Source organism: Algoriphagus yeomjeoni (assembly GCF_003259505.1).
In the GTDB taxonomy this organism is placed as follows: Bacteria; Bacteroidota; Bacteroidia; order Cytophagales; family Cyclobacteriaceae; genus Algoriphagus; species Algoriphagus yeomjeoni.
In genome coordinates, this window is record NZ_QLLK01000010.1 from 1 (window position 1) to 25,745 (window position 25,745).

The following is a 25,745-nucleotide window of genomic DNA, read 5'->3' on the forward strand; positions in this document are numbered from 1 at the left end:
TAACTATAGGTCTGGTTACCGCAAAAAACCAGTAGTGCCAGCCAATGCATTTAATGACCCAAACCATCCAAGTCTTTAAAATAATACTCCACCTTCTCATTTCCTTTTTCTTTCAACCCATCCATCTGAACCAACTCCTTCACTTCCTTTTTGATCTCCCTGAAGGAACCGATCTCAAAGCCGATCTTGAGCTGAACCCTGCTTTTGTACAAACTTGACTTTTCGTCAAAAAATGGATCAACGGATCCCATCACCACAGAGCGGATTACCTTACCTATAGGGATGGCTCTACCAACCGCGAAGCTGGATGCCCAAGCTTTTCCATCGAAATTCCTTGATTCATATCCCGCAGGATTGGTGATGGTCACCTGATTGCGGTTTACCGTGCCCTGAGCAAACCAATTCCATTTACTGAAACGTAAGCAGGTAAATACACCGAACCCTTCTCTTCTGAGTTGTTCATCGGCATCAAACTGCTTTTTCCAAGAAACCCCTCCCAAAATGGATAACTGCTGGGAAAAGGAATAGGAAAGTCCATAATCAAACAGCAACCCATCCCCAAAGGAAGTCAGCGGATCATACCAGAGAACCATACCGACACGGTGAAAAAATGGTTGTCCAGCCAGTTGATTTGTTTCAAAAAATTCTTCCTTTTTCTTATTAATGTCAGATGAAATAGTCTTAATATTCCCAAGGGAATCAACTTTCAGTTTGGAAAAATCTTTACCTGCCTTTTGAATGTATTCTTCACTGATATGCCCAGCTTTCTCGGTTGCAAGTGCTTTGGCTTGATCAAAAGGCACTTCAGAAGGCAATCCATTTTTGGGCACAGCTCCCACAACACACCTCCAACAGAAAACTCAGAAAGCGCCGAGCCTCGAAGAAAAAACACATCGTACAACACCCCAGAGATGTGCGCCCACAGTGGGCACAAGACACACACAGGGCAGAGCCCCGAGAGATTCGCAGTACTCGGAAACAACAGAGACCACAGCACACACACACCTCAGATAGGCCAAAACCGCGCTGGAAACACACACACCCGACAAAAGGTGTTTTGCACAACATTCCAGATCGCCTCCCCGAAGATACCCACACACAAAAACACGCTCCACAGCGTTACGCTCCCCTGCCAAAAAACCGCTGCGCCTCTCACTTGCCACAAGGAAAAGACGCTAACACGCCGGACACTCTCACGCGATATCCCCCAAAGCTCTGAGAGCTCACACCACAGAAAAACAAAAGACTTCAAGAGAGTCAAGATCCGCGAGAGCTCACACATAAGGGAATCATGCGACGGAGGGAAAAGCAGAAACAGAATGAGAAATCCAAAGTAAGGGAAGCCTAGAATGCAAGCCACGACACAAATAGAAAGCGAAAAAAAAAGAGGAGGAAACCATGAAGGAAAGAAAAAAAATAAACTCTGAACGCACAAAAAATAGGACGAAACAAAGAAGAAAATAACAAAAATAAAAACATTAATCAGGACAGAATTGTCAAACCAAATAAAAATACAAAAATAATTTAAAAGAAAAGGGGAAAGTTATCTATCTGAAACGTAACAAATACGTCCAGCAAACCTTGAACTCCAACCGCAAAACACAAGATAAAGAAAAAAACAGAAACAAAAGACAATTGGAACACACTACACATACACCGATGCACGTACCCCTACACCAACAGGGAGAAATAAAAGCCTAAATTCACATCAAGGAAGAAAAAACACACCTACCCCAACGGAACGGAACAGATCGTACAAACAACGCATTATCAAAATCAACCAAACGACTAAAATAGGAAAACAGGCCAACATCAACTCAATATAAAAAGAAAAAAAAAAAACCCTACCCAATGCAAAAAAAACCAAAACAAAGAAAAAGAAGAAAACCAACAAAATCAAAACCAAAAATAACAAGGAAAAAACAATCAGCAGCTAAAGCGTTGGCCACTACACCAAAGACCAGAAAACCAAACCAAATTGATCGACCCTTTACATCAAATAAAAAAAATAAATTAGAGAACTCATCAAAACCAAATGCCCCCACAACAAAATACGCCATACTAAACAAAAGACCCAAAACAAAATCAACACCAACACCAATTGAAACATCAAAGGGCGCGCCATAAGTACAAAATACTATAACAACAATGACCAATATTGAAACCCAAAAAAAACAATCACCAACAACACCAAAAACCAACAAAAAGCATTCTAAAAAAGGACCACACAATAGGCCACTAAATGACACAGCATAACCCAACCAATCCACCAAACAGAAACAACTTAAAGCCATAGAATTAAAACCAGTCCAGACAAAGGGTGAAAAATTAGGACCTACAGCGCAAACTGATCCAGAAGCTCTACTACAACAACTCAACCTGCAAAGACTAACCCGAAAAGTATGAAAACCACCACAACCACCTCCACAAACACCATCACAAACACAAACCCTGAACCGCCCAAATATACCAAAAGCTGGCAAAACACCGCAACAGAAAAATCGCAAGGGGGAATAAAAAGAAGAACTGAACCCAAAAAGCCACCTCACCCGACCCCAAAAACGACCCACACCAAAAAACCAAGATAAGGTACAGTCACACCAACCCCACCTACTCCTACACAACTACCCAGCCAAAGAACACTTCCAAAATCACGTTGAAATGCAAGTAACAAAGAAAGAAAAAAAACACCAACTGCCCGGAAAAACCTGAACAAAAAAGCCGGAACAGAGGCAAAAAAACCCCCATCACGGCCCGCAACCCACATCAAAGAAAGATCAGTAAATACAACGGGGATATCAACCCCGAAATCGTAAGCGAGGAAAACACAACAAGAAAACACCAAAGGCTCAACAACAACCCAGAACACGAGAACAGAAACACAAACCCCAACCCCATAGACAAAATACTGAACAACAAAAAACTCAAACACTTCCTCCACAAAAAAGAAGAACCGATGCAAAGGAAAAGCAAAAACACAAACTAAACCAGCTATTCTCATCCCAAATGAATAACAACAAGTCAACTGAACAACAAGAACAAAAAGACAAACAACCACTAGAAGACCAAAAAAAACATTCGAAAAACCATCAATGACGACAAACGACTCCAGAAAACCATTTCTCCCGACCCACAGGGGCTTAAAAAAGAGAACATCACTACCCCCTGCAGCATGAAGCACCAAAAACACTACCCACTCAGAAAAGACACCAACAAAATCGAACAAAACCGAAACTAAGAAACTATCAAGAATCTTCCTAACGTTAATCCCTGCCAAAAACAACCTTGGCACCGACAAAAGCAAAAATGAAAGAATAAGAAACCCCAATAGAAAACAAATAACTAAACCCAGAATATGACCACCAAACAACAGGATAAACCCACCTATAAAAAAACTTACTCAAATAACAAACCCGCAGCATGCTCCAAAAAAGAGAACCACCAAACCCACCAACAAAAGAAACCCTGAAAGAACGAATTACACTCAACAAGGTCCCAACACCCGCACACGGCAACCCTCCAACCAAAACACCGAACCCCCCCAAAAAAGATCGGTGACCACAAAACCCAAAAGTCGAAACACAAAAATTGGCCAAAACTCCGTAAAGACTACTCCAGAAAGTACAGACACCAAAAGGCATATCACCAATCATGTCACCCAAACTCCCAGAACCAGACGGACCAAAACCAAACAATCCACCTAGAAAAACACAAAAAAAAATACCCAAATATCAAAAAACAACATACAACGAAACACCTCGGCAAAAAACGACAAGAACACACTAAATACATAAACAAACCCACCCAGAAAGACAATCAGAAAGAAAACACCAAGAGTGAAAGTCGTACAACAAAACATAACCCCCTCGGCATCAAAAAAGCACCCAATCAAATGCAAAACCACGACAAATCCAATCAAGAGGGGCAACTCATACAAAGTGGAAGGGAGAAACCCAATCCCCGAAGTCGCCCAACAAATCAAAAACACCCCATCATCAAACCGAAACACCATACATACAGACCCCCCAATCATAAAACCAGAACACCCCAAAGTAAAACAAATCCCATCCGCAATACAAGTAAACATATGCCCAGAAAAACCAAAACTCAAAACCCAAACCGGACAGTAACAACCACCAGAAGAAATAGTCCCTTTCCTACACAATCACAGAACACAAACGCATCAACAACAAAATGTCAAACCAAACGACCACCGAACCAACGCCCACCACAAAGAAGTGCAAAAAGCAGCAAAAGAAAACAGAAACAACCTCTTCCAAAAATCAAAACAAGACCCAAAAATTCTCTGAAAAGAATCCCTAGCACACTTCAAATCAACCCCAGAAATAATCCCATAGAAAATACAGCAACCAAACCCAAAAACCCAAAAAATCCACAACACAAAAGGACAGCAAAACCGAGAAAGGAAGGAAGCATAAAGAGGAGGCAACCAAACCACGCGAGTGGACTAACAACAAACAGTCCAAAGCGCACACCAGTCTTTCCTGACCAACAGCCCCAATAAAGCAGACGAAAACCGCACGATAGTTTGTGCCAGCCAAGAATTTACCATCTACCTGAAAGCACACAATCGCTCCCCAAGAGAATAACTAGAGACGTCAAGGACATAAAAAGCTGACCCTGCTCCCACACAACCAGGAAACATAACCTCAAAACTCTGTAACAAAATGCCACGAAAAGCACACTCCAGAGTACGATACCATCGAAAACCCCAGCGATTAAGCGACTGCATCCGGAGCATACATCCTCGACAAAAAAAAAAGGACACCTCCGGCAAACAATAACCCGCTCAAACTACCCACATGATCCTAAAAGTAAAACTCCCCCCAAAAACCATCGACGCCGGCAAATAAGCGCACAAATTAAAAGAAAAGGAAATACAGAACGCAGGCAAGCAACACCATATACAAGAAGGAACAAAGCCACTGGATCAAGCCGCCAAGGCTAATGAAAAACCGCTGAGACAATTTAGAACATGGGCCACAGTAGGCAAAAAGAAACTGCGCCAAACTCTAAAAAATAACCTCCCAAGGCAGACAGAGAGAGCCATAGCAAAGCACGGGAAAACCATCCACCACGAGCGACACCAAAGCCCCCCACTCATCGCAACCACAACCCGCCCTAACCCGGCACAAAAAAACTCGAGCAAGACAACGCCGACCAAGATCGTTAAACAGAACCTAGCACAACCAACGAAAAAATATATGAAAAAAAGACCCTAAACAATCAACAACACAACAGTCCAAGGAACAGCTGAAATACATACATTCCATCCAACAGACATTAACATAGAAACCAGACGTCATTCCCGAAACAAAAAATAGAAAGGCCACACCCAAGGCAAAAAAACTCGCCCAGGACAGCCTAAAAGCACGGTCATAAAAAGAATTGTAAGCCCTAAAAAAAAAGAGAACACCACAAAAAGCCTGCCATCCCCAGCAGACACGCGAGAAATAAACAACGAAGCATGGCCATAAACCCCCAAATAACTAGCAAAAAATCGTCCGGGTACAACCACAAATCAACGAACATAATAAGCGCTGGAACCAACCCCGGAAAACACGGTAACTCCTTTGTTAGATCCCGACCAAGAATTCCCAGGAGCAGAGTTTTTCAGTACCTTCCCAACAGGGGAATTCTCATAAGAAATTCTCTCAAAGAAATTGGCTTCCGATGAATAAATTGTCGACAATCTAGAGTTATAAGAAGACCCGGGAGTCTGAACAATTTTACCGGAATTTGTTGTTGAAGGATAGGGAGATAAACCATATTTGGACCTTCCATAGGCATCATATACAAATGGCCTCACCAAATCTTTTCCTGTTGGTGAAACCTGATAAAACACCTCTTGCAGGGGTTTTCCCAGCCCATCTGTATAATAAGTAGTAGTTAAAGCCTGCTCTTTAGTCGGGTTACTTAAAATCAATTCTATGGGAACTTTAAAGGCCCATTCTCTAACTACATTGATATTTGCGGTCGAAGAGATAGAAGGAATCGATAATGTCTCCGGACTTAAAGCAGTTGAGGTAGTAATGCTAGTGGGTAAATTCTGTCCAAGAATCAATCTAGGCAATAAAAGTAGAAACCCCATAATTAACTTTTTCATAATCAATAATTAAAAGCTGCTTTGTATTGATAAAAAAACTGTTTATACCGTTCATTAAAGCCGTTCTTGCTCATCACCAATCTTCTTTGACTATCGTAGGAGTAATTGCTTGGCAACATTTCCTGTGAATTTTCATACGCCAATCCTACAAAAGGAATATATCCAAACGTTTGCATTCGAGTGTTTGCTGGCTGTAACCTAACCTCATCGACTAAAATACCCGAGCCTTGAATCAGTACAGAAGTAACTCCGGTGAATTTATACTGATAAATCAACCAACTCGAGTTAATATCCGAATTGGAGATTCCTGAATCAGAAACGGTTGTAGTGCCCTTTTTAACAATTAAATTTGGGGTTTCACTTCCATTTTTCTTAACCGCAAATGTCAATACATAGGTTAATGAAGAGTTCAAACCAGATTTGGAGATTGAATTGGAAGAAATAGCAAAAACCGTTGAACCCGTGAATGCAGGTGTATTCAAGGGAGTAGAAGGAATAGTATATGTCCATCCTCCTTTGAAATTACTTTCGAAACTGGTATAAGCCAAATCTGTATCAGTAGCATTGAAATTTGTCAGGAATACTACCGGCTTTGAATCATAATGATCATATAGAATTTTGGTTTTTACCTGATTATCCCTAATTAAAGTAGGGTAATTTTTTGTGTTGTATGATAAAACTTCTGATACAAGCCTTATTCCTGTACTTAAAACCGGATTAGACAGATTTAAACTATAAGAGCTACTTGGATCTTGCAAATCAATAGTATAAGATTTAGAATGAACCCTTTTACTATTAATTGATTCAAGTGGAAAGTAACCTCCTCCAACAGTATATTCAGTAGTTCCTCTAATCTTTTTATCCAAAAATAAAATCGGCTCTTTATACAAAGTATAATTTCCTTGTGTTCCTATTTCATCCGTATAATAATAATATCTACTTTTTGCCTCTCCACTGGTATTAGTATCTCTGAATACTGCCTTGGTGGTTTGGCTATTAAGTGAATCTATCGAAAAGAAAACATTGGTTTCAAATACTTTCCCACTTCGGAATATCTTCTTTGTTTCTTTTGTCTTTGAGACTAAAGCTGATATATACCCATATTTGAAAAGATTATAAACAGCGGGCTTAAAAAGCCATTGTTGTCCCGGTTCCACTTCAGCTCGCTCCCTATTTAGTTTCATTCCAAAAGAATAAAAAGAACTTGGACCTGCACTTTTTTGAAACTGTGTATTATTGGTGACAAACGTTTTGTACTGATAAGCAGTCTCCTCAATTTTCTCCAAAGCCCCTCCATAACCTTTGAAGGTTTCAGTTTTTGTTGGGATTCCATAGGTCCAATCATAGTTAATGCTAGCAACAGAAACTGAAGGATTTGGTACGATATCACCAATTTTCGAAAAATGATAAACTACCTTGCCCTGAGAGCCGTCATTCATAATCTCTTCAACTCTCGAATAAGAAACACTATAGGTTTTTCCCATAAATTGGGATAACTGATCGTCACTTGATACCATAAAAAATTGACAATCCAGCTTGTAAGGTCCCGTGTCTAAGTCATGCTGCCATTGATTCTGAGCATCAATAAAATTCACAGAGCTTTGTAAATTATCAATGAGTCCTGAAGAATTCGATGTTCCTTCTGAAATATATTTATAGTCCTTATAATTAGCTAAAACGTTTGAATCGGTATAGGAATTAATTCTTTTTATCCTTACTCCAGGACCAACCTTATTTAAATTAGAAAAGTAAACTAGGTTCTGCTCATATTCAAATGTTGAATAACCACCTGTTGGATAATTTATTCGGTTCAACATCCCAGCTGTTACCCTACTAGCTTGCGGCTCCCTATTTGCCCCGTTGGGATTATGGGTAGAAACAGTCGGAATAGCACTATAAACATAATTGTAAATGTGATATCCGTAATAATCTTGGTCATAGGACAACCTAGGAGAAAGATTACCATTATACGCAAAAGAATAAATCTGATCAGTATCAACTGTTACCTGATCTAATTTCAGTCTTTTATCCCAGGCTGTTTGATGGTTCGGTCCCGTAGTACCTGAAGAAGAAGAATAGGAAGTTGAAAACTCGATTTTCTTAACCGGGCTTACATCACCCATATTATAAACTTCAAGATACTGAAGTGCTTTTGCACCTGGTAAATCTTCCCTGGTCCCATCACCGGTAGATTCAGTTTTATATTTAAAAATTACCTGCTCATTCTCAGAAGTCTCAATTCTGATAAGCCTTTTCCCGGAAACTGAACTTTCTTGAATGCAGTTAACATCAATTAAGTTATTATCTGCCTGGCATCCATTTCCTGTAATCCATGAATACTTTTGTTCTGTTCTGTTAATTGCATAGGAATAATTCTCATCCTCATAAAAGAAATTAATGACTCCACCTTCCTTTGATTCTACTTTTGATAAGTAATAAGAATTATTATAGATTCCAACATTGACACATCCTCCGGATTCCAAATAAAGAGAGCCAGGGCATCCAGGAGGCAGATAAGTAGTTTCAACTACATCAAAAGTATATTGCGTATAATTTTTATCAATTACCAGATAAGAATTCCCAAGATCCACTATAGTCAATCCTGTATAGGGCACTTCCCTATAAACGTCTTGATAAACTGGAACCATTACTCCAGAATGGCTGCCAAAATTAAAATTTATAACATCAGGTTCAGTATCGACACAGTTATTCAATCCATCATGTGCCCACATGTAATCAACATTATTCCTACTATCTGGAAAGGAAGTGGTAGTCGTATGAGGATTAAACGTTGAAAAATTAGTAGGAAGCTGAACATAATCCCCCCCAATTTTATTTGCAGTATTAGCTAACACACCAGAGGCATTCAGTGCCCACCCAAGACCTACATTTGAAGAAACCTGATTCACCTTGATCCCGCCACCGTGGTAAGAGAGTCCTATATTATGTGAATACCCATTTACAGTAACAGTATGAATAGGAATTCCGATGTTGGCAACCCCTGTAGAATGATTAACGGGGGTCTCACCAAACTGTCCCAAAGAAGCCATTTGAGGAGAGGGTGGGACTTGCATCTTTCGAAAAGGTTCTACTGAACTAAATGGCTCTGAAAACATATTCATTGTCAAAGCCTCTTGTTCTTTCTTTACTGTATCAGATTTTGCCTTATCAGTTTCTTGACTAGAACTTTGCGCCCAAGATGTGCTAACACATAAGCTAAATACAATAAAAAGTGTTGCAAAAGAAAACAGTATATTCCTATTCATATTTAGACTTTATTGTTATACATCACAATAGAAATCAAAATCCTGATTATAAAAAAATACCCTATACAAGGTATTGGAAGTGTGAGTAAATTTACATCAAAATATAAAATGTTAAATACTGTATATATAAGGCTAAAAAGGCACTTTATTTTTAAAATGACTGCAGACTGAATTATTACATAACTCATTTGTAATCAGCGTTAAAAATTTTAGCATTTTTTTTGTTAAATATTTATTTTCTGCCTAAAACTCAATTTTATCAAAACATTCAATTGGTAATTGAATCTCTCAACAAACTTTAGATACTTATTTTCGATTTTTCTAACTATAAAAAGCAGGAAGCTTGAGTTATACAAAAAAATTAGTTAGAGTGACAAAAATGACTTTACAAAAAATAATTGAAACCTCACAGCCCTAGCAAAAGTAAAATTGCAATAGCTACTCAATCACTTTTAATACTAAAAAGCATCAACAGAAGTGCCTATTAATTCAATAAAAAGAGAGCCTTAGAGCTCCCCTTCATCTGCAAAGGAATAATAGCCTTCAGTTGTAACAATAACATGATCTAGAACAGGCAGATCCAAAGCCTTACCTATTTCCACCAATCTTCTGGTCATTCTTTTATCCTGATCAGAGGGCAACAGGTTTCCGGAAGGATGGTTATGGCTTACAATAATCGACTGGGCACATCCTTTCAATGCCGCACCAAAAACCAGTTTGGCATCCACAACTGTGCCCGCAGTTCCTCCTTTTGAAATCGTACAAATCCCCAGTACCCTATTGGCTCGGTTAAGCAGCATGACCTGAAAATGTTCAGCCAGCTCCAGGGTATCCTTATCCCAAAAGCTATATAGCACTTCATACACCTGTCTGGAACATCCTACTTTTGGGCGTTGGGATGATTTTACTTTTGGACTATAGCCCAGTGTAATTTCTGCTACTTCATTGAGATTGATAATTTGATTTACAGCTTCCATGATAACTACGTTTAAGTTAGAAATTATTTAGGATGCCATACACAGGTGTACCGGGAGCAAGGAAGCAGGAAACGGAATAAATAGCGCAGCGCAGCAAGCGGCTTTATGCCGTAGTCTGCTGACCGCCCCGACCGGGACGCCTAGCTTTGTACCGAAATAATAAGAACCGGAACTTCCCTCCTATTCAACTCAGTAATTCTTGAAATCTCAAAAAAACAAGACACAAAAAAACCCGGTTTATAACCGGGCTTTAAAGTAAAACTTCACCAACACTTAAATTAAGGCTAACAACCCTACACCTTCACTCCCTTCGATTTCCTCTGGGCCTCGGGGATCTTTTCAGCCACAGCTTTAGCCTGGTTTTGGACTTCTGTCAAATCACTGTTTTTCATTCGCTTTCCTTCCCCATCATAAACATTCATTGTTTTGTACTTAGGATTGGCCTCCAGCAAAAACCTCGAATCACTGCCTATAATATCAACCTCGTGGCGGTTTCCTTTCTTCAGGCTGTAAAGTAACAGGCTAAGCTGGTCTGGTGACCCCATGTTATTTAAAGGAAGCTTCTGTACCGTATCCTCAAGTTTAAACCCATAATTCTGGTGGTATTGGGTGACCGGATGCTGTCCCTTCTCATCCTTACTCCCCAAATCCAACTGAAGCCAGGCATTGTATCGTTCCCCCTCTTTGTTGAACAGACTTTTATAAATTGCTCTTCCTTCCAATAGATTGAAGGCTTCTTTGGCTGAAACCCCCTGATTTTGGTAAAATCGCTGGGACTGCTCTTTCCCTTCAGGCGTACTTAATTTGGCATCAAAGCCATTATAATAATACCTGCCCTCATCCGACTTTCTAAAATGTAAGCCGTACTCTAGTTTTTTATCCCCAATATCCTTGGTCAGGTTCAGCTCAAAATCGCTTTTCTTAGCCTTGACCTGTTTCTCCAGTTCTTTGTTTAGAGTCTCTCCGAATCCTGAGTATTTCAGTCGGTCCTGTAGCTCCTGTATGTTTTCTTTGATTGTCATGATTGGGTTATTTTTGGTTTGAAATTAAAATGGGTTGAACCTGAAGTAGTTTCTTCCCTGATAGCTTCACGACCGGATTGCGGTCACCATTGCTTTCAAAAACCTGAATGGAAAGTTCCTTTGCATCAGCTATAGTAAACCGGGGAAATGCAAAAACAGCCACACCTGCAGATTTACCGGCAACGCCTTGAAAAGGACTGAATGAAATTGGCTCGATGGATACTTCTCTGATTGCCGTGCGTTTTGTCTGCTTTTTGTCCTGAACAGTAAACCTCCATTTTTTTGCCAGGTAGTCCACCCAACTTTCATTTTCAACTGCCAGTTGAAAAAACAGTAACCCGTCTTTTTCAATTAGTTCTCCCAATCCCAGCCGGACCATACCCCTCTTTTTTCCCCAGAACAATCTATTGGGAATCCACTGAGACATTTCATTGATCACAGCAGAAATATCAGCCGCATTCATAGCCGACCCTTCCAACAATGCATTGGCATATTCGACCTCTTGCTGCTTCCCGATATCTATAGGTCTGGCATCCGGATAGTCTGTGAAGTCCACTGTAAAAGGATACAGCTTTCCTTCGCTGGTTATCACATACATGCTGGTAGAACTAAAATACCTTATTCCAGCTTTCAGCTTCAGCACGTTGGGAGCGGCCTTATCCTTTTCAGAAAGCACGGCCGGACTTCCAAAATCCGCACTGACTACCTCATAAGGAAAAACCAGCACCGTAGTTTTGTCCCATCCGATCTGAATCGGATAGGTTTCCATCTGTGCCTCCTGAACGAATTGGGCACAACAAATCGGGGATAGCGCAAACGCTATCAATACCATAATAATTCTCATAGAAAATGCTTTTAAAGTGAACAGATTAATTAACAGCCTGATCAGCCAATAGCAGTGGGTGGCCTGCCTTGACCATTACCTTGACCAGTTTTGCTTTTTTAGACAGGATGCCTTTCACTGTTTCCATCCCGGCCATGGAGGCCTGCGCCTCCCAGGAGGCTGACATACCCATCCTATTCATGGACTGTATTCCATCACCTGCTCCCTGCTTGACTGCATCACGGGTGATGGCATTGGGAATCCTTATTCCGGGAAGTGCATCCAGATCCACCACTTCCATATCAACTGGAATGATCAAGTTCCCGGAACGGATACTCCGTACTGCTATATTCAGCCGTTCTCCGTTCAATGTGCAGACTCCGGTTATAGGCGTTCCTGCTGAAAACTCCACCCCATCTATGAATAGGGACTGGGTCAGTTCCATTTCGATGGAAGCACCCGATACCACTTCCTGATCTTTGGTCACTTGGGCAGCAATAGCAGGCCGAACGCTTGCAAAGGCTAAGGGCTTTTTACTATCCAGTGAATAGAACCCATTTCGTTCTCTCCCAGAATAGGCAGATTCCTTAGGAGAATCCGCTTGCGTACTATGTTCACCCAGACTGACAGAAAAAACAGTTTCCCCCTCCCGTTCATGTATCTGTGACATGCGATCATGAACCCGTTGCGGATGCTGTACATCCAGTAATTTATCCAGCATGGCATCAATCCGCTTCATCTCAGGGTCTTCTATTTCAGGGGCTGTAACGGTTGCCATCAGAGCTTCCAGCTTTTGTAGATCAGGATCGGCAGAAGCGCTACCCTGCTCCGGTGATTCAGCTGAGACAACCTCCTGACCGACGGGTTCCTGCTGCATATCCGGTTGGTTGAGTAGTTTTTCCAGGACAAGCAATTTTTCCTGCACCTCGTTTTCGGTTTCCTGAAGTGTACTTTTCTGTCCTGTGTATGCAGTAGAACGATATAAAGTATCCTCCTTCTCTATTGCACTATCAGCAAAGGGATCCATCCTCCTTTGTTCCCGTACCTGCGAAGCCCTTTTTTCCGCATGTTCATAGGATTCCAGTTTATTCAGCACAATCGATTCTACTTGGGCTTCCGGCAGCGTCATGTTCAGTCCTTTCTGCTGTTCTCCTATACTTGGTTCACCGGTACCTCCTCCCATAGCCCAGAAGGCTAGGCAAAGGAATGGTAGGGTAAGGATGGGAAGTACAAGCAAAAATTTGCGTTCTTTTTTCTGTTTTTCAGTTAGCTGTTGCATGGTATGGTTTAGTTATTGGTTTAAAGTTTTTGGTTCATAGTCAAGGGAGTCGAAGTAAATCAGCGGAGGTTCCCATGCGGGAATACGCAGGGAAGTGGTAGTTTCTATGGACATTTCCAGTATCAAACTACCCCCTAGCACCGCTATACAAAGCAGTATAAACAGGAGTATCAATCGCTTTTTAGCGGGCTCCGGGATTCGATTGACCTTTTTAGAAAACAGAGCAACATATTTTTCAAGAAAGGCACTTTCCTGAATTGCGGAAGAAACAGGTATCCCCAGTATTCTCATCGCTTTTTCACCGTTATCGTTTCGTTGGAAAGGGTTTCCCAGTTTTCAATCAGAAATCCATGGGGATTCTGATCCGTGCGGTCAATGTGCCGCAGCCTTCCTTTGGTGATTAGACTTCTGGTCACCACCGAAGTAGGCCGGATGATCTTTTGCTTTCCATAAAACCTGAAATCAAAAGGATAGGAATCAATCGAGATACTCACACTGTCCGTCTCCACGGTCTGATTCATATTGGCTGATACGATTTGGGTGTAATAGCCCCCTTCCCGCAGGTTGTCATAAACGCTTTTGGCAGAACCATCCGCCAGATAAAGGCTCTTGGACACTTGCTCCCTGATGAAGTTTTCATCCGGACTCAGCGTAAAGAAATAATGATGGAACATCCTCACGTGATCCCTTGCCTCTACCGGTATGTTTTCTTTTTTCGTAGCAGAAAAAGCCTCCAATGCTTTTCCTTCTGCCAGGATAAAAATCCGTTCCTGTGCTGCCTGGGTTGCCTCCATTGCCCTCATCCCCAGGTAGCCTGATAGGCAGAGTGAACCCAGGGTAACTGCATAGGATAGGTATTTGACATGGCGGAAAGCAGTATCCAGATTTTTGAGATTTTGAAACATAGTACCTTATTTGATGACTTGATGAATAACCTGGGTTCCACCCAACGCACTGGACTTGGCTGCCCCTGTGGCAGAATTAAGCAAACTATCCCTACCACCCGGCTGCACGATAAATCCAGCCACATTGGGAACCGTCATATAACCGATAATGGCAATAACCATGAAGATCAAGTAGCCTAACGAAGAAGTGAAATCCCCATCCAGTACCATCATATTGAGTTGGATTTTGGCGATGATTGCACCAAAGATATTGGCTACCGGGAGCCACAGGGACACATTGATGTAGCGCGCAAACCAAGCTGCCAGGGTATGCTGGAACCCGTCAAAGACAGAAAGACCAAAGACGAGCGGACCAAGAATGGACAGTACGATCAGCTGAAAGGTGCGGATGGTGTTAATACATAAGGCAGCGGCGAAAAACAGCACCTGCAAAAACTCTGATATCAGTTTGCTGACAATGGCTCTTAGATTAAAAACAAAAACCTCGTTTGCCAAGCGCTCAAAAAAGCCCATGTCTTTCAGGTTTTCAGGGTATTTTTGCTCACCACTATCGAGCAAGTGGTTGATATAAGGCTCAAGCTGTTCAGCCTCCATTTCATAGATATGATTGGAAATAGCTTCGTTCGTTCCTTCCACCATTTCAGCTGTAGCCCTGATGATTGGGCTCATGGTTCCATTAATCACCGCCAATACCTGCGGAAAGAGCATAATAGCCAACCCTATGGCAAAAGGGCGAAGTAAGGGATACATATCAATAGGTTCCGAGCGGGCAATATGACCCCAGACCCGCATGCTGATATACCAGATGGCCGCAAATCCTGCCACCGCTCTGGCAACGGTAATCAGCCCATTGGCCAATGGAATCATTTCTTCGTAGAGTTGATCCAATACCTCATGCAGGCCTTCGACACTTCCGGAAATAGCCTGTGCCTGGACAGATCCGGTGAGTAGGAATACCATTCCCACCAGTAAAATGGCTTGTTTCCTCATGGTTTTATTCCGTTTAATTCCAAGATTGACTTTCGTTCATTTCTAACCCTGTTCCGTTGAATTCCAAGTGAATTAATCTCTGTGTTTATATCCCGCAGAGAGACCAACAGACCTGACATTTCCACATGCAGGCGATCAATGGCTTCCAACCGTTCGAAGTCCGACATGCGCAGCTCCCCTGCGGTAAGAATCAGTACCAGCTCATCGAGGTTACGCAGGGAAGCCTTAAACAGCCCTTCATACATTTCTGCCAGATATGCGAGCTCAGCAGCAGTAAAAGAATCTCCCTTGCTAACCTTCGTATAGGTGGATTTATATTCGCCCAAAATCCGCTGCTGGTATTGGATGATTTCAGCTACACGGTAGTACGTTCTGACCTCAGGGCTGACTTTAAGGAGTTCATTCAAAAATGCCTCGTGGAGCTTGAAATTACCTTCAGCTATTCCTTTCACCCTAGAATATCCCTGCTCCAGAACAAAATACCCCTTATGCATTTGGTCCAGGATTTCCTTTAGCTGCATCAGCTTTTCGTAATTCAGCAAAAGCTGTGTAGCCTCATGGGTCTGGCTGTTCCCTGGAGAGGGATGCAGCAACCCAAGCAGCAGCATCCCCAGCCCAATGACCTGTTTGATTTTACCTGACATCATAGAAACTGTTTAGTTGTTGGTGTTGGGTTTCTTTTCGCTTCCTATGCAAATCCAGTGACCGGATTCTCCCGTTGTAGACATTCAAGCCTTGAAAAAGCTGTTGAATTCCCGCGTACAATCCATCTATCGCAGCCAGCCTTTCCCCATCATCCATAGCATAAGAATCCGAAGACAGTAACTCATGGAGCTCATCCATGAGGACATCCGCCTGCGCTTTACTTCCCCTATTGAATCTATTGACAGCCATTATCTCTCCCTCTTCCAGCATGCTTTGATCAGCCAGAAATCTATCCATCCAATCCACCTCCCTGTTGATCTGCCTATATACATTCGGTATTTCCAGCGCAATCGGGTAATCCCGGACTAGCGGATGAACTGCAACCAAATTCCCGAAGTAGTCGGTGTGCAGTGAGTATTCACCGGCCTGAATGTCACCGGCCAGACTCCATCCTGCCTTGGCTATTTCATATCCCTTTTTTGCCACCTCCAGATAGGCAGACAGTGCAGCTATCTGATTGAGTTTGTAGCTGGTCTGCAGCTTTTTCTGCTTAGTCCACTCCTCCAGAGTCTGGGCGGTTACACACGGTCCAACACTCATCATTACCAGCAGGAGAATCACCCTGCTTACTCTCCAGGAATAGTTATTTTCTATCCAAATCATAGTTCTGTTTTAGGTTGTTGAGTGGCAGTAATTCACGGGAACGGATCAGGCGCATATTCCTTGAATTATGCGACCTTAAATCCACGAGATTTTTGCGGATTCTGTCCTCTGCCAGATGAAGGGAAGCCAGCCGGTCAGCATCATTCATCTGGGCGGTAAATGAAGTCATCACCCCGCTCAGGTGGCTGAGATTCTGTATAGACTCCTCCAGGATTTGTTGATATATCCCTGAGATCAACTTCTTTTCTTCCCATGCCAAAGCAGGAGAATTGTTGATCATTCCCCAGGTAGTTTGATACTCCCTGACCAACTGTTTTTGCATAGCGGCAATATCCCGCACCCGTTGAAACTGTGCGATGATCCGCTTGACTTTCCAGAGTTCCTCAAAGAGTTCATCGTACTGCTTTCGCTGATTTTCATTCCACTCTGAAATCTCTGAAAGCCTCAGCTCACTCAGTTTATTCTCCAACACCTTCTGAGCATTCTGAAGCCAGATCGTCTGGTTCTGCAGGCGCTGGATTTTCAGATCAATTGCCTGGATGACCTTTTTCACCCCAGCCTTTATTACTTCCAAAATCACAGCGATGGGAACGGCAGCTGCTTGCTGCATGGGCAATGCAGTCAGACTGATGACCAGCGGCAGGACTACCATCACAATTCGTTTTCTGATTTTCATAGCTAGTTGATTTCAAGTTCTTTCGAGAGTACCTCAATCGCCCTTTTTCGGCTACCGTATTTCTTGGTCAATTCCTCAACCCTCATTTTCTCCCGCTCCTCGGTCGTATAAGTGAGGTATTCTTCCGGGCTCACTTCCACCCTGTACACCTTTTTATAAATACTGATATATACTTCCTTGTAATTCCTGCCTGGCTCTTTGGCTTTATTCATCGATAGAATAATTGCCTTCTCCTGATCAGTCAAACCCAACAACTCCTGGATGTCCTTAAACTTGTTTTGGTACTTGCTCTGATCCAGCAGGATCTTGACATCGGCATTGTTGATGATCGCATGTTTGATGATCGGGCTGGAGATGATGTCTTCCACTTCCTGGGTCACCACAATGGCTTCCCCAAAGAATTTCCTGACCGTCTTGAACAGGTACTTGATGTACTCTGCCATCCCTTCCTTTGCGATGGCCTTCCAAGCCTCCTCAATCAGGATGATCTTTCTGACCCCCTTGAGCTTGCGCATTTTGGAAATAAAGATTTCCATGATCATCAGGGTCACCACCGGAAAGAGGATGGGATGATCCTTGATGTTATCCAGTTCAAAGACGATAAAGCGCTGCTGCAGCAAATCAAGATTTTCCCGTGCATTCAGCAGGTAATCAAATTCACCACCCCTGTAATATGGGCGCAACACGTACATAAAATTGTCCACATCGAAGTCATGCTCCCTGACCCCATCCCGCTTTAAAACCTCCCTGAATTCCTTACTCAGGTAGTCATAAAAAGTATCGAAGCAGGGGAAGAGCTCCAGGTCATTTTCCAACAGCTCAAAATATCCCGACACCGCATTGGAAATTGCGACATACTCTGAGCGCCTGAATACCTCATCCTCTTTTTTCCACAATGCAATGAGCAGGGTTTTGAGACTTTCCTTCTTTTCGGTTTCCGGCCGCTTTCTTCCTTCCACATGAAAGGGGTTAAAGCGGATGGGATTGTCCTGCTCGTAGGTAAAGTAATATCCCCCGATCAGCTCACAGAGTCCATGGTAAGAATGCCCCACATCCACCAATACCACATGTGTACCCTGTTCATAGTAAGAGCGCATCAGGTGATTGGTGAGAAAGGATTTTCCCGATCCTGAAGGCCCCAAAACAAATTTGTTCCGGTTGGTGATCAGCCCTTGCTTCATCGGCTCATCGGAAATATCCACATGGATAGGATACCCGGTAATCCGGTCTCCCAGCCGAATTCCGACCGGACTTCGGGAACTCCTGTAGTGGGTTTCCAGATTGAAAAAGCAGGTAGCCTGTGCAATAAAGGTGTCGAAGGTTTCATTCACCGGAAAAGCAGCTTCATTTCCCGGAAGGCCTGCCCAGAAAATCTGCGGTGCACCAACGGTTTCCTGTTTGGGCACCACATTCATTTTGGCAAGCGCACCCGCTGCCAGATTTCGCAGCATCCCTACCTCCTGGGATCTATCAGTCCAGCACATCACATTAAAATGTGCCTTTACTGCCTTTCTTCCTGTGGCAATAGCCTCATTTAAAAACTCCGCTGTAGCATCCCGTGCAATGGCATTCTCCCTGGAATAGTTGGCCAGAGATTCCAGTCGTTGCCGCTTGGATTCCAGGGCTTTCAACTTCTTTTGGTGATCTTCAACAAACAGAAACTGGTTATAGATATGATTACAGGGTAGCAAGGCACAGACAGGCGTGGAAAAACCGATTGGAAAATCCGTCTGATCGGTTCCATAGGGTTCATAAGCTTTATGGGGACTTACTGTGGAAGGCAGATTATCCACCTCCCCCAAACTATAGAGCTGTACATACTTGCTTCCTATTTTCCACTCCGGCTTGAACTGAATATCCTGAAGTAGATCCACCTCTCCCAAATTCAGGTATTCCTCCAAAACACCCGGCTTCCACGGGGTTCCCGCCAGTTGTTCCCCATTCATGCGCCTCAACCCAATTCCTGCATCCCCAAGAATCTGGACAAGCTGGCCAAGTACATTCTGAAACTCCTCCAGTACATTAACTTCCAACAGTTCTATCGGAACAAGCGTTTTTCTCAGCAAATTGGAAACAGCCGAATTCCCCAGCTTATTTCCCCTGGGTCTTTTGGTGATATACAGTAAACAGCGGTGGTTAAGATGCGGCCGTTCCGCAAAGAAGCGCTCACTGGAAAGGGAATGGAAGGAATGATCCTGTCCTTCAAACTTTCCCTGATATGCGGCATCTGTAAACCAGTCCTGCTTGTGCAGCACGGTATTTCCTGGCAGTACCCCTACAGCCTTATTCCAGGCATGATGCACCCCTTCGAATCCCGCAGCACTCAGGGAAAACAGTTCAGGCAATTCCACCTCAAAGGCCGCTGTCATGTCCCCCACCCGGGAAAGGATCAGCTCATGCTCCACTTTGTAGATTGGAAATAAATTTTCTAAATCCATGCTCAGCGCTTGATCAGGTTATAAAAGATTTTTCTACTTCTGATGACCACACTGGCTGGCACCTGATTTTGGGCCATTTTCTTCATCAGACCATATTCCCCATAGGTAGCACTCAGGTGGAACACCAGTACAAAATCCGCTGTTGCCAACACTACAGCCACTGTCAGGCACAGATACATGGACACCCCTAGAACATACCCGATTGCAAAAGCAATCAGTGTAAGTCCCAGTCCTGCTGCCAGGTATCCGATGTACTGTGCTTTGAGTCCCTTAAACTCCATGGGCTTGTTGATGCCTCTATTGACAGGGTACTTGATCATGCTATAGCTTCTTAACTAAGGTTCAGAATAAGATAGAGTTGGTAATCGCAATGTGCTCAAGCGGAACGCCAGTGCTCAACAGGCAGCTATGGGGATTTGCGGAAGGTTATTTTCTGCGGATCTTGGAGGTCTTGTTGAAGTAGTTTTTGATTAGCCACAACAAACTCAGGCAGTCCCGATTTATCCAGTGAGGTAAGTGTAGCCTTACCCGCTTTTTCATAAGGATGCATCTTAAGGAAGTACTCGTCACTCAGTCCGTACTTTCTGGCCATCCCTACCGGATCCAGCCCCAGTTCATCCGGAATTTCCACCAAGACAGCATTCGTCGGCAAGGTTACCATGTCCGAAGAAGCATGCAGAATGGACCGGCTTTCAATATCATAGAAGAACAGGTAATGTCTTCCATTTGGAGCCGTCACCATTTCATCGAGTGAAAGCTTTTTGTTGGGCAACTCCACATTTCGGAGTTCATTGAGCCTCAAATCAACCGTATATGCGTGTCCTGCAATGTCAATTTCCGGAAGTATCCCCATTTTTCGCTGTTTGAGCAGATCCATATCCAGCATAGTTTCAGACACCAAAGAAACTCTGAAGTACTGTGGCTACCACGACCAGAAACACACAGGAACCAAACCATGCGGCAGCGACTTTTCCGGTATCCGGTTCCCCGTTATTCCATTTGTTGAAAACCTTGACTGCGCCAATGAGTCCAACTATGGCACCTATGGCATACATCAATCCTGTACCCGACTGAAAATATCCACGTACCTGCTGGGTGGCCTCGTTGATGCCCGCATTTCCGTCCTGGGCTTTCACCATTCCTGCGAGTAGCAAGAAGTACATAACACTAATCCATTTAGTAATCCTTTTCATCGAATGTGAGTTTAGTTGGTTTGAATAATCAGTTTGGTTAGGTATTGAACAGGGCCAGGAGATCCTCTTCTCCAAGATCTACCTGTTCGGCCTTGGCCACCAACAGCAGGTGGTTCAGCAGTATTTTGCGTGCCGTGTTGGAATCAGGCAATCCATAGTGCCTTACTTTTTGACGAAGGAGTTGAATCAATTCAGCTTTTGTCTCCGCATTGGCCATCAGTTCAGGGTCTATTTCATCCAACAACGCATACAGCTTATCGATGGAAGAGCGCTTACTTTCAGCCCTATTCTTACCCTGGTTACCCAGCAGTCCCATTCTTTTTCCCTTTAGCAGAAAACCGGAAATATCTGACCGGAAGTAGCGGAAAACTACAACCCCATAGTAGCAAGTCAGGACTATTCCAAGCAGTTTAAGAAAGACTCCCCATGAAACATTTTCCAGCATAAGCGTTTGATTTTGTGGTTACAAACCTGCGCCGGAATCAGAAAAAATGTTCACACCGAATTCCGAAGGGGGAGAAAAAAAAGATAAAAAATCAGTCTTCCCCCCTGCTGTTCAGATCTGTATTGTCCATCCAACGTTCCAGTTTATCCTTCATGCGGTCCAAAAATGTAGTCCTGCTGTTTTTTCGGATACGGATTTCCTGAAACGTACGGTAGAACTGGGAAAGATCCTGACCGAATACCCGCTCCAGGTGTGTAGCAATATCCCGGATGGAAGCATTGCCGTTGTTAACAGCCCCGGTAGCTTTCAGCGCATAGGCAAGTTCGACCAAGGCTGCCTTGGTAGCTGTCCATTTAAGTGTTTGGCTCTCCTTCTCTGTCTTGTTTTCCAGTCGGCTAATTTCCTTTTCCAGAAATCCGTCTAGCTCACTGTATGCACGGAATCTCGCAAAGACTTTTCCAGCAGGGGTACAATGGCTATCCCCAAGCGGTAGCGGAGTCACGATCAGCAGCGGAGCATCCACTTTATCCCGGGTAAAGAACTGAATATCAAAATCCGATCTTCCAAGACTCCAGTATTCATATAGCAACTGATATCTTCGGAAAAACAACCGAATCGGAGCATACTGCTTAGCAAAATGCCTGATTCTGTCCTTCCTTCTTTTTGGCAGAGTGGAAAGAATGTAATAGAGCTCACCAAAATATAGGAGCTCGGCTTCAAAGCCCGGTCTGATCTTCTTGAAAAACGCTACCTCTGATTCAGGAGAATTAAAGGTTTCTTCAGCTTTTACCTGGTCGCAGTAGTTACTGACAATCAGGTAGGATTGTTCTGCCGCACGAAGTGGGTTACTGGTAGATGACCCTATAGCCCCTACCTCCTCCTTCATCCTTAGATAAAGCAGGTTAAAATGTTCATTAGCTATCATGTTCTGACAATTTTATGGGAACTAATCCCTGGTTAAAACTGCCCGCGGGTCTGAAAATCAGTAGGCCTGAGTACCCATTCAGGTACTGTACAAACATAACTTCTGCACAAAATAAACTCAAAAAAACCCTATACAGAGAACATGAATCAGGTGATTAGCTGGATGAAATGGTATCACATCAGGATGAAAACTAAACTAGCATAGTTAATTAACTATAAAACCTCCACACATCCCAAACAACAAGCTTTAGAAACCCGACTCCTAAAGAATAAATAATGGCTTCCAGACGGCCATATCCCAAAAAAACCAAAGAGTTTATTAACTTATAAACTAGTACTTCCTCATCTTGGGAGGCTCACTATTGTTTATTCCGGTCTGCCAGGGGCCGCAACGCTGTTGATTTTGGCTAAAAAAAACATTCCCGTTAGATATAATGATCAGGTAATCCGGACTCTGCTATGCATAATCGCCGCATTTCTTGTGGGGATGTATGGGACAGGCGCACGTTACCTGGATTCACTTTCCAACACCTCCTTTTTCATTAAGTTGTTAGCAGCTTTTTTGATAGCTGGGTTCTTTATTGAATTTGTCCACAGGGTAACGGTACAATTGGATAAGAGCTATGATTGGAAGGAAAAACCTCTTGTCAGGTTGCTACTTCAGTTTGCTCTGGGGATGTTGCTTCCTGGGATCATCGATTTATTCTTTCTATCTATCTATCAGTGGTATTTTGGAATAAATACGATGTATAAAGATCCCAGTGCACAAAGCTCCTTTCCAGTAATGGCATTACCTGTCTTTCTATTCAATGTCTATTATCTTTTCTACTATCACATTTTAAGAAATAAGCAGGATAAAGAACAAACACCTTCATCCAATGAAATACTGTTGGTCCAACAGGGAACAAAAACGATCCCCATCTTTCTTACAGATATCAGGTTCATTTATCATCAGAATCGCATGAACTACCTAGTCACTTGCGAAGAATCAAAATTTTATCTCAATGAGACGCTGGATGAACTGGAGAGGAACCTGCCTCATAGGGATTTTTTCAGAGTAAACCGAAAAATGATTATCCATTACAGGGCATGCCTGAATTTCAAATCTAACGGTCATGGTAAATTAATTTTAAACCTAGAGCCCCCCTTTGCAGGAGAAGTGACAGTGAGTCAAAACCGATCCACCCAATTTAAAGAATGGATTAAACGATAAATACCCTGATACAAATCTCATATCAAAGAATTACCTAACTCCTGTTTTCTTATGAACTGTAAAATCATTTTTCTCAGAAGAAGAAAGAAAACAGAGAAAATCACTAATTTATATATCAAAATATACTTTTACTGTAAAAAAATAATAAATGTATATATTAATAGACAAAAATAAATTTTACAGGCATCCACCTAATCTAAAGAAAAAAGTAAATTAAAATAAACTTTTAATACAATAAAACGTATTTTTGCTTACAAAAATTAACATATTGATAAAAAAACAAACCCCAATGCTTACTTTCAATTTCATAAAAATAGAAGACCTGAAAAAGGAGCTAGGCAGTCTTATCAAGAAAATGCGAAAAGCAAATTCTTTAACCCAAGAAGGCCTTGCAGAAAATCTGAATCTCTCCCGGCTCACTATCCAAAAAGTGGAATCCGGTAAGAATTTCAACTTTGACACCCTGCTACTCATTTTTCAACATTTCAACCAATTGGAGAGCTTCTATTCCTTCCTAAAAGAAAAATCATCTGAATACAACAAACCAGACTCATTGTATTAATGCCAAAAAACAATCTTATCTCGCTTTATTGCTTTGGGCAGGAAATAGGTAAAGTTGGTTTCGATGAAACCAAAAACATTTCTTTTTTCCAATACAATCCAGCTTACCTCGAATCAGGTAAAATGATCAATCTATTCCCTGAAAAACTGGGAATTATCAAAAGAATAGTCCCAACTCAGGTATTTAAAAACTATAGCAATGATACATTCCGTGGTCTCCCTCCCATGATTGCTGATTCGCTTCCAGATATGTTTGGGAATATCATTTTTAAGGAATGGCTGGAAAACACAAAAAAAAACTTTTCCAAAATCACTGTATTGGAACAATTGGCATATGTATCCAATCGTGGCATGGGAGCCCTGGAGTTCAGGCCAGGAAAAGATATACCAAAGGATATTACAATTGACATTGACGAAATTGTTGAAGTACTTATAAAAGTTTTGGACACCAAGGAAAGAACTTCTGCAGTTATCCTGAACCATGAATCACTATTGACCTTATTTAAAATCGGATCCTCAGCAGGTGGAGCCAGACCAAAAATCCTGATTTCTGAAAACAAAGAAGATGGATCAATCATCCCTGGTGACCTTAATTATTCGGATCAATACTACCACTATCTGGTCAAACTCAATTTAGATGAGGTTCCTTATAACCGAGAACTCATCGAATACTGTTATTACTTAACAGCAAGAAAATGCGGAATTGAAATGATGGATTCCAAAATGATTGAAGGAAAGCATTTCGCAACCCAACGTTTCGACAGGGTCAATGGAACAAAGAAACATGTCTTGACCATATCAGGTCTAACCGGATGGGACTTTACCCAAATCAATTCAGATCAGTCTACTTACGAGAATATTTTCAACTTATTACACTATTTAAATTTACCTCAAGTAGACTCGGTACAGTTATTCATGAGAATGGTATTCAATATTATCTTCTGCAACAAGGACGATCATTTGAAAAACCAGAGTTTAATCTATAATGAAGAAAGCGATGACTGGAGGCTGGCACCAGCCTATGACCTCACTTATTCGCTCAACCCTCAAATCAACTATAAAAAGACCTATCGAGCCCTGTCAGTCAACGGTAAAAAATCAGACATTCAATTTAAGGATGTTCAAACGGTTGCAGAAAAATTCACGATCAAAAACTATAAGAAGATCATCCTGGAAACACAAGCATTGATTCCATTTTGGGAAAGCAAAGCCAAGGAGCTTGGAATCCCAGACTCAATTCTAACTAGAATTTCAAGGGATTTCAAAATCCTATTGTAAATACTGTTCCTGGGAACCACAATCTGGTGTCAACAGCTGCCTGAAGACGCAGCCAAAAACTCTAGGACATAACATAAATTGCCTTGGATAGAATTAATAAATCCATCTAATAAAATTGACTCCTCCAATTAAAAAACAGATCCATTTTTAAAACCACTTATTTAGGAATAATCTGTCAGCTTTTATCCCAAAAATAGAAACTTAAATATCCTACAGCTCCCTTTTCCTCTGTTAATTTCACCGAAAACCCCACCGTCTTCACCGGAAATGTCAGGCCGATTGCCAATTCAGCTAGGATTGAAGAAAATTATCAATCCACT

General features: G+C 42.2%; 23 protein-coding genes. 3 read left to right on the plus strand and 20 right to left on the minus strand.

Annotation, left to right across the window (positions count from 1 at the left end; translation table 11 throughout):
• Window positions 1-50: 50 nt before the first annotated feature.
• The 20 genes from LV83_RS16050 to LV83_RS16160 all read right to left on the minus strand — a co-directional run bounded on the left by LV83_RS16050 (window position 51) and on the right by LV83_RS16160 (window position 22,374).
• A complete protein-coding gene (locus tag LV83_RS16050) occupies window positions 51-830 on the minus strand; it encodes a hypothetical protein (protein ID WP_146613737.1) in 780 nt (259 codons plus the stop codon).
• Window positions 831-1,844: 1,014 nt separating this feature from the next.
• Complete coding sequence (locus LV83_RS16055; protein ID WP_111612580.1) at window positions 1,845-2,294, minus strand: hypothetical protein; 450 nt, start codon at window positions 2,292-2,294, stop codon at window positions 1,845-1,847.
• A gap of 251 nt (window positions 2,295-2,545) precedes the next feature.
• Window positions 2,546-3,328: a hypothetical protein gene (locus tag LV83_RS16060; RefSeq protein ID WP_146613738.1), complete on the minus strand. Its 783-nt coding sequence runs from the start codon at window positions 3,326-3,328 to the stop codon at window positions 2,546-2,548.
• Window positions 3,329-5,542: 2,214 nt separating this feature from the next.
• Window positions 5,543-6,127, minus strand: a complete 585-nt coding sequence (locus tag LV83_RS16075) for a DUF6443 domain-containing protein (protein WP_111612584.1) — start codon at window positions 6,125-6,127, stop codon at window positions 5,543-5,545.
• A 2-nt stretch (window positions 6,128-6,129) separates the two neighbouring features.
• Window positions 6,130-9,393 carry a hypothetical protein gene (locus LV83_RS16080; protein ID WP_111612585.1) on the minus strand — a complete coding sequence of 1,088 codons (3,264 nt, stop codon included), beginning with the start codon at window positions 9,391-9,393 and terminating at the stop codon, window positions 6,130-6,132.
• Between the two features lie 506 nt (window positions 9,394-9,899).
• Entirely contained in the window at window positions 9,900-10,370 is a 471-nt protein-coding gene (locus LV83_RS16085) for a JAB domain-containing protein (RefSeq protein ID WP_111612586.1), read from the minus strand.
• Between the two features lie 293 nt (window positions 10,371-10,663).
• Complete coding sequence (locus LV83_RS16090; RefSeq protein WP_111612587.1) at window positions 10,664-11,392, minus strand: hypothetical protein; 729 nt, start codon at window positions 11,390-11,392, stop codon at window positions 10,664-10,666.
• 7 nt (window positions 11,393-11,399) lie between these two features.
• A complete protein-coding gene (locus LV83_RS16095; RefSeq protein ID WP_111612588.1) occupies window positions 11,400-12,236 on the minus strand; it encodes a DUF4138 domain-containing protein in 837 nt (278 codons plus the stop codon).
• 25 nt (window positions 12,237-12,261) lie between these two features.
• Window positions 12,262-13,494 carry a conjugative transposon protein TraM gene (gene traM / locus LV83_RS16100; protein ID WP_111612589.1) on the minus strand — a complete coding sequence of 411 codons (1,233 nt, stop codon included), beginning with the start codon at window positions 13,492-13,494 and terminating at the stop codon, window positions 12,262-12,264.
• A 287-nt stretch (window positions 13,495-13,781) separates the two neighbouring features.
• Complete coding sequence (traK, locus tag LV83_RS16110) at window positions 13,782-14,399, minus strand: conjugative transposon protein TraK (RefSeq protein WP_111612591.1); 618 nt, start codon at window positions 14,397-14,399, stop codon at window positions 13,782-13,784.
• Window positions 14,400-14,405: 6 nt separating this feature from the next.
• Window positions 14,406-15,389, minus strand: coding sequence for a conjugative transposon protein TraJ (gene traJ, locus LV83_RS16115; RefSeq protein WP_111612592.1), 984 nt, complete (start codon window positions 15,387-15,389; stop codon window positions 14,406-14,408).
• Entirely contained in the window at window positions 15,386-16,036 is a 651-nt protein-coding gene (locus LV83_RS16120; protein WP_111612593.1) for a TerB family tellurite resistance protein, read from the minus strand. The genes traJ and LV83_RS16120 overlap by 4 nt, the downstream gene beginning before the upstream one ends.
• Window positions 16,023-16,697: a hypothetical protein gene (locus LV83_RS16125; RefSeq protein WP_111612594.1), complete on the minus strand. Its 675-nt coding sequence runs from the start codon at window positions 16,695-16,697 to the stop codon at window positions 16,023-16,025. Before LV83_RS16125 ends, LV83_RS16120 begins: the two co-directional genes overlap by 14 nt.
• On the minus strand, window positions 16,678-17,373 hold the full coding sequence (locus LV83_RS16130; protein WP_111612595.1) for a conjugal transfer protein TraI: 696 nt from the start codon (window positions 17,371-17,373) through the stop codon (window positions 16,678-16,680). Before LV83_RS16130 ends, LV83_RS16125 begins: the two co-directional genes overlap by 20 nt.
• Before the next feature lie 2 nt (window positions 17,374-17,375).
• The gene (locus LV83_RS16135; RefSeq protein ID WP_111612596.1) at window positions 17,376-19,811 is read right to left on the minus strand and encodes a TraG family conjugative transposon ATPase; all 2,436 of its coding nucleotides are present in this window, start codon (window positions 19,809-19,811) and stop codon (window positions 17,376-17,378) included.
• Between the two features lie 2 nt (window positions 19,812-19,813).
• Window positions 19,814-20,131, minus strand: coding sequence for a DUF4133 domain-containing protein (locus LV83_RS16140; RefSeq protein WP_111612597.1), 318 nt, complete (start codon window positions 20,129-20,131; stop codon window positions 19,814-19,816).
• Between the two features lie 86 nt (window positions 20,132-20,217).
• Window positions 20,218-20,688 carry a hypothetical protein gene (locus LV83_RS16145; protein ID WP_111612693.1) on the minus strand — a complete coding sequence of 157 codons (471 nt, stop codon included), beginning with the start codon at window positions 20,686-20,688 and terminating at the stop codon, window positions 20,218-20,220.
• Between the two features lie 13 nt (window positions 20,689-20,701).
• Window positions 20,702-20,974, minus strand: a complete 273-nt coding sequence (locus LV83_RS16150; protein WP_262510742.1) for a DUF4134 domain-containing protein — start codon at window positions 20,972-20,974, stop codon at window positions 20,702-20,704.
• 67 nt (window positions 20,975-21,041) lie between these two features.
• Window positions 21,042-21,449 carry a hypothetical protein gene (locus LV83_RS16155; protein ID WP_111612599.1) on the minus strand — a complete coding sequence of 136 codons (408 nt, stop codon included), beginning with the start codon at window positions 21,447-21,449 and terminating at the stop codon, window positions 21,042-21,044.
• A 91-nt stretch (window positions 21,450-21,540) separates the two neighbouring features.
• Window positions 21,541-22,374 (minus strand): RteC domain-containing protein, encoded by an 834-nt coding sequence (locus tag LV83_RS16160; RefSeq protein WP_111612600.1) that lies wholly within the window; start codon window positions 22,372-22,374, stop codon window positions 21,541-21,543.
• A 402-nt stretch (window positions 22,375-22,776) separates the two neighbouring features.
• Between LV83_RS16160 and LV83_RS16165 the strand changes: the two genes are divergently transcribed.
• The 3 genes from LV83_RS16165 (at window position 22,777) to LV83_RS16175 (ending at window position 25,425) form a co-directional block, all read left to right on the plus strand.
• Window positions 22,777-23,586 carry a LytR/AlgR family response regulator transcription factor gene (locus LV83_RS16165; RefSeq protein ID WP_146613739.1) on the plus strand — a complete coding sequence of 270 codons (810 nt, stop codon included), beginning with the start codon at window positions 22,777-22,779 and terminating at the stop codon, window positions 23,584-23,586.
• A 289-nt stretch (window positions 23,587-23,875) separates the two neighbouring features.
• Window positions 23,876-24,148, plus strand: coding sequence for a helix-turn-helix transcriptional regulator (locus tag LV83_RS16170; RefSeq protein ID WP_111612602.1), 273 nt, complete (start codon window positions 23,876-23,878; stop codon window positions 24,146-24,148).
• The gene (locus LV83_RS16175; RefSeq protein ID WP_111612603.1) at window positions 24,148-25,425 is read left to right on the plus strand and encodes a type II toxin-antitoxin system HipA family toxin; all 1,278 of its coding nucleotides are present in this window, start codon (window positions 24,148-24,150) and stop codon (window positions 25,423-25,425) included. Before LV83_RS16170 ends, LV83_RS16175 begins: the two co-directional genes overlap by 1 nt.
• The last annotated feature ends 320 nt before the right edge of the window (window positions 25,426-25,745 follow it).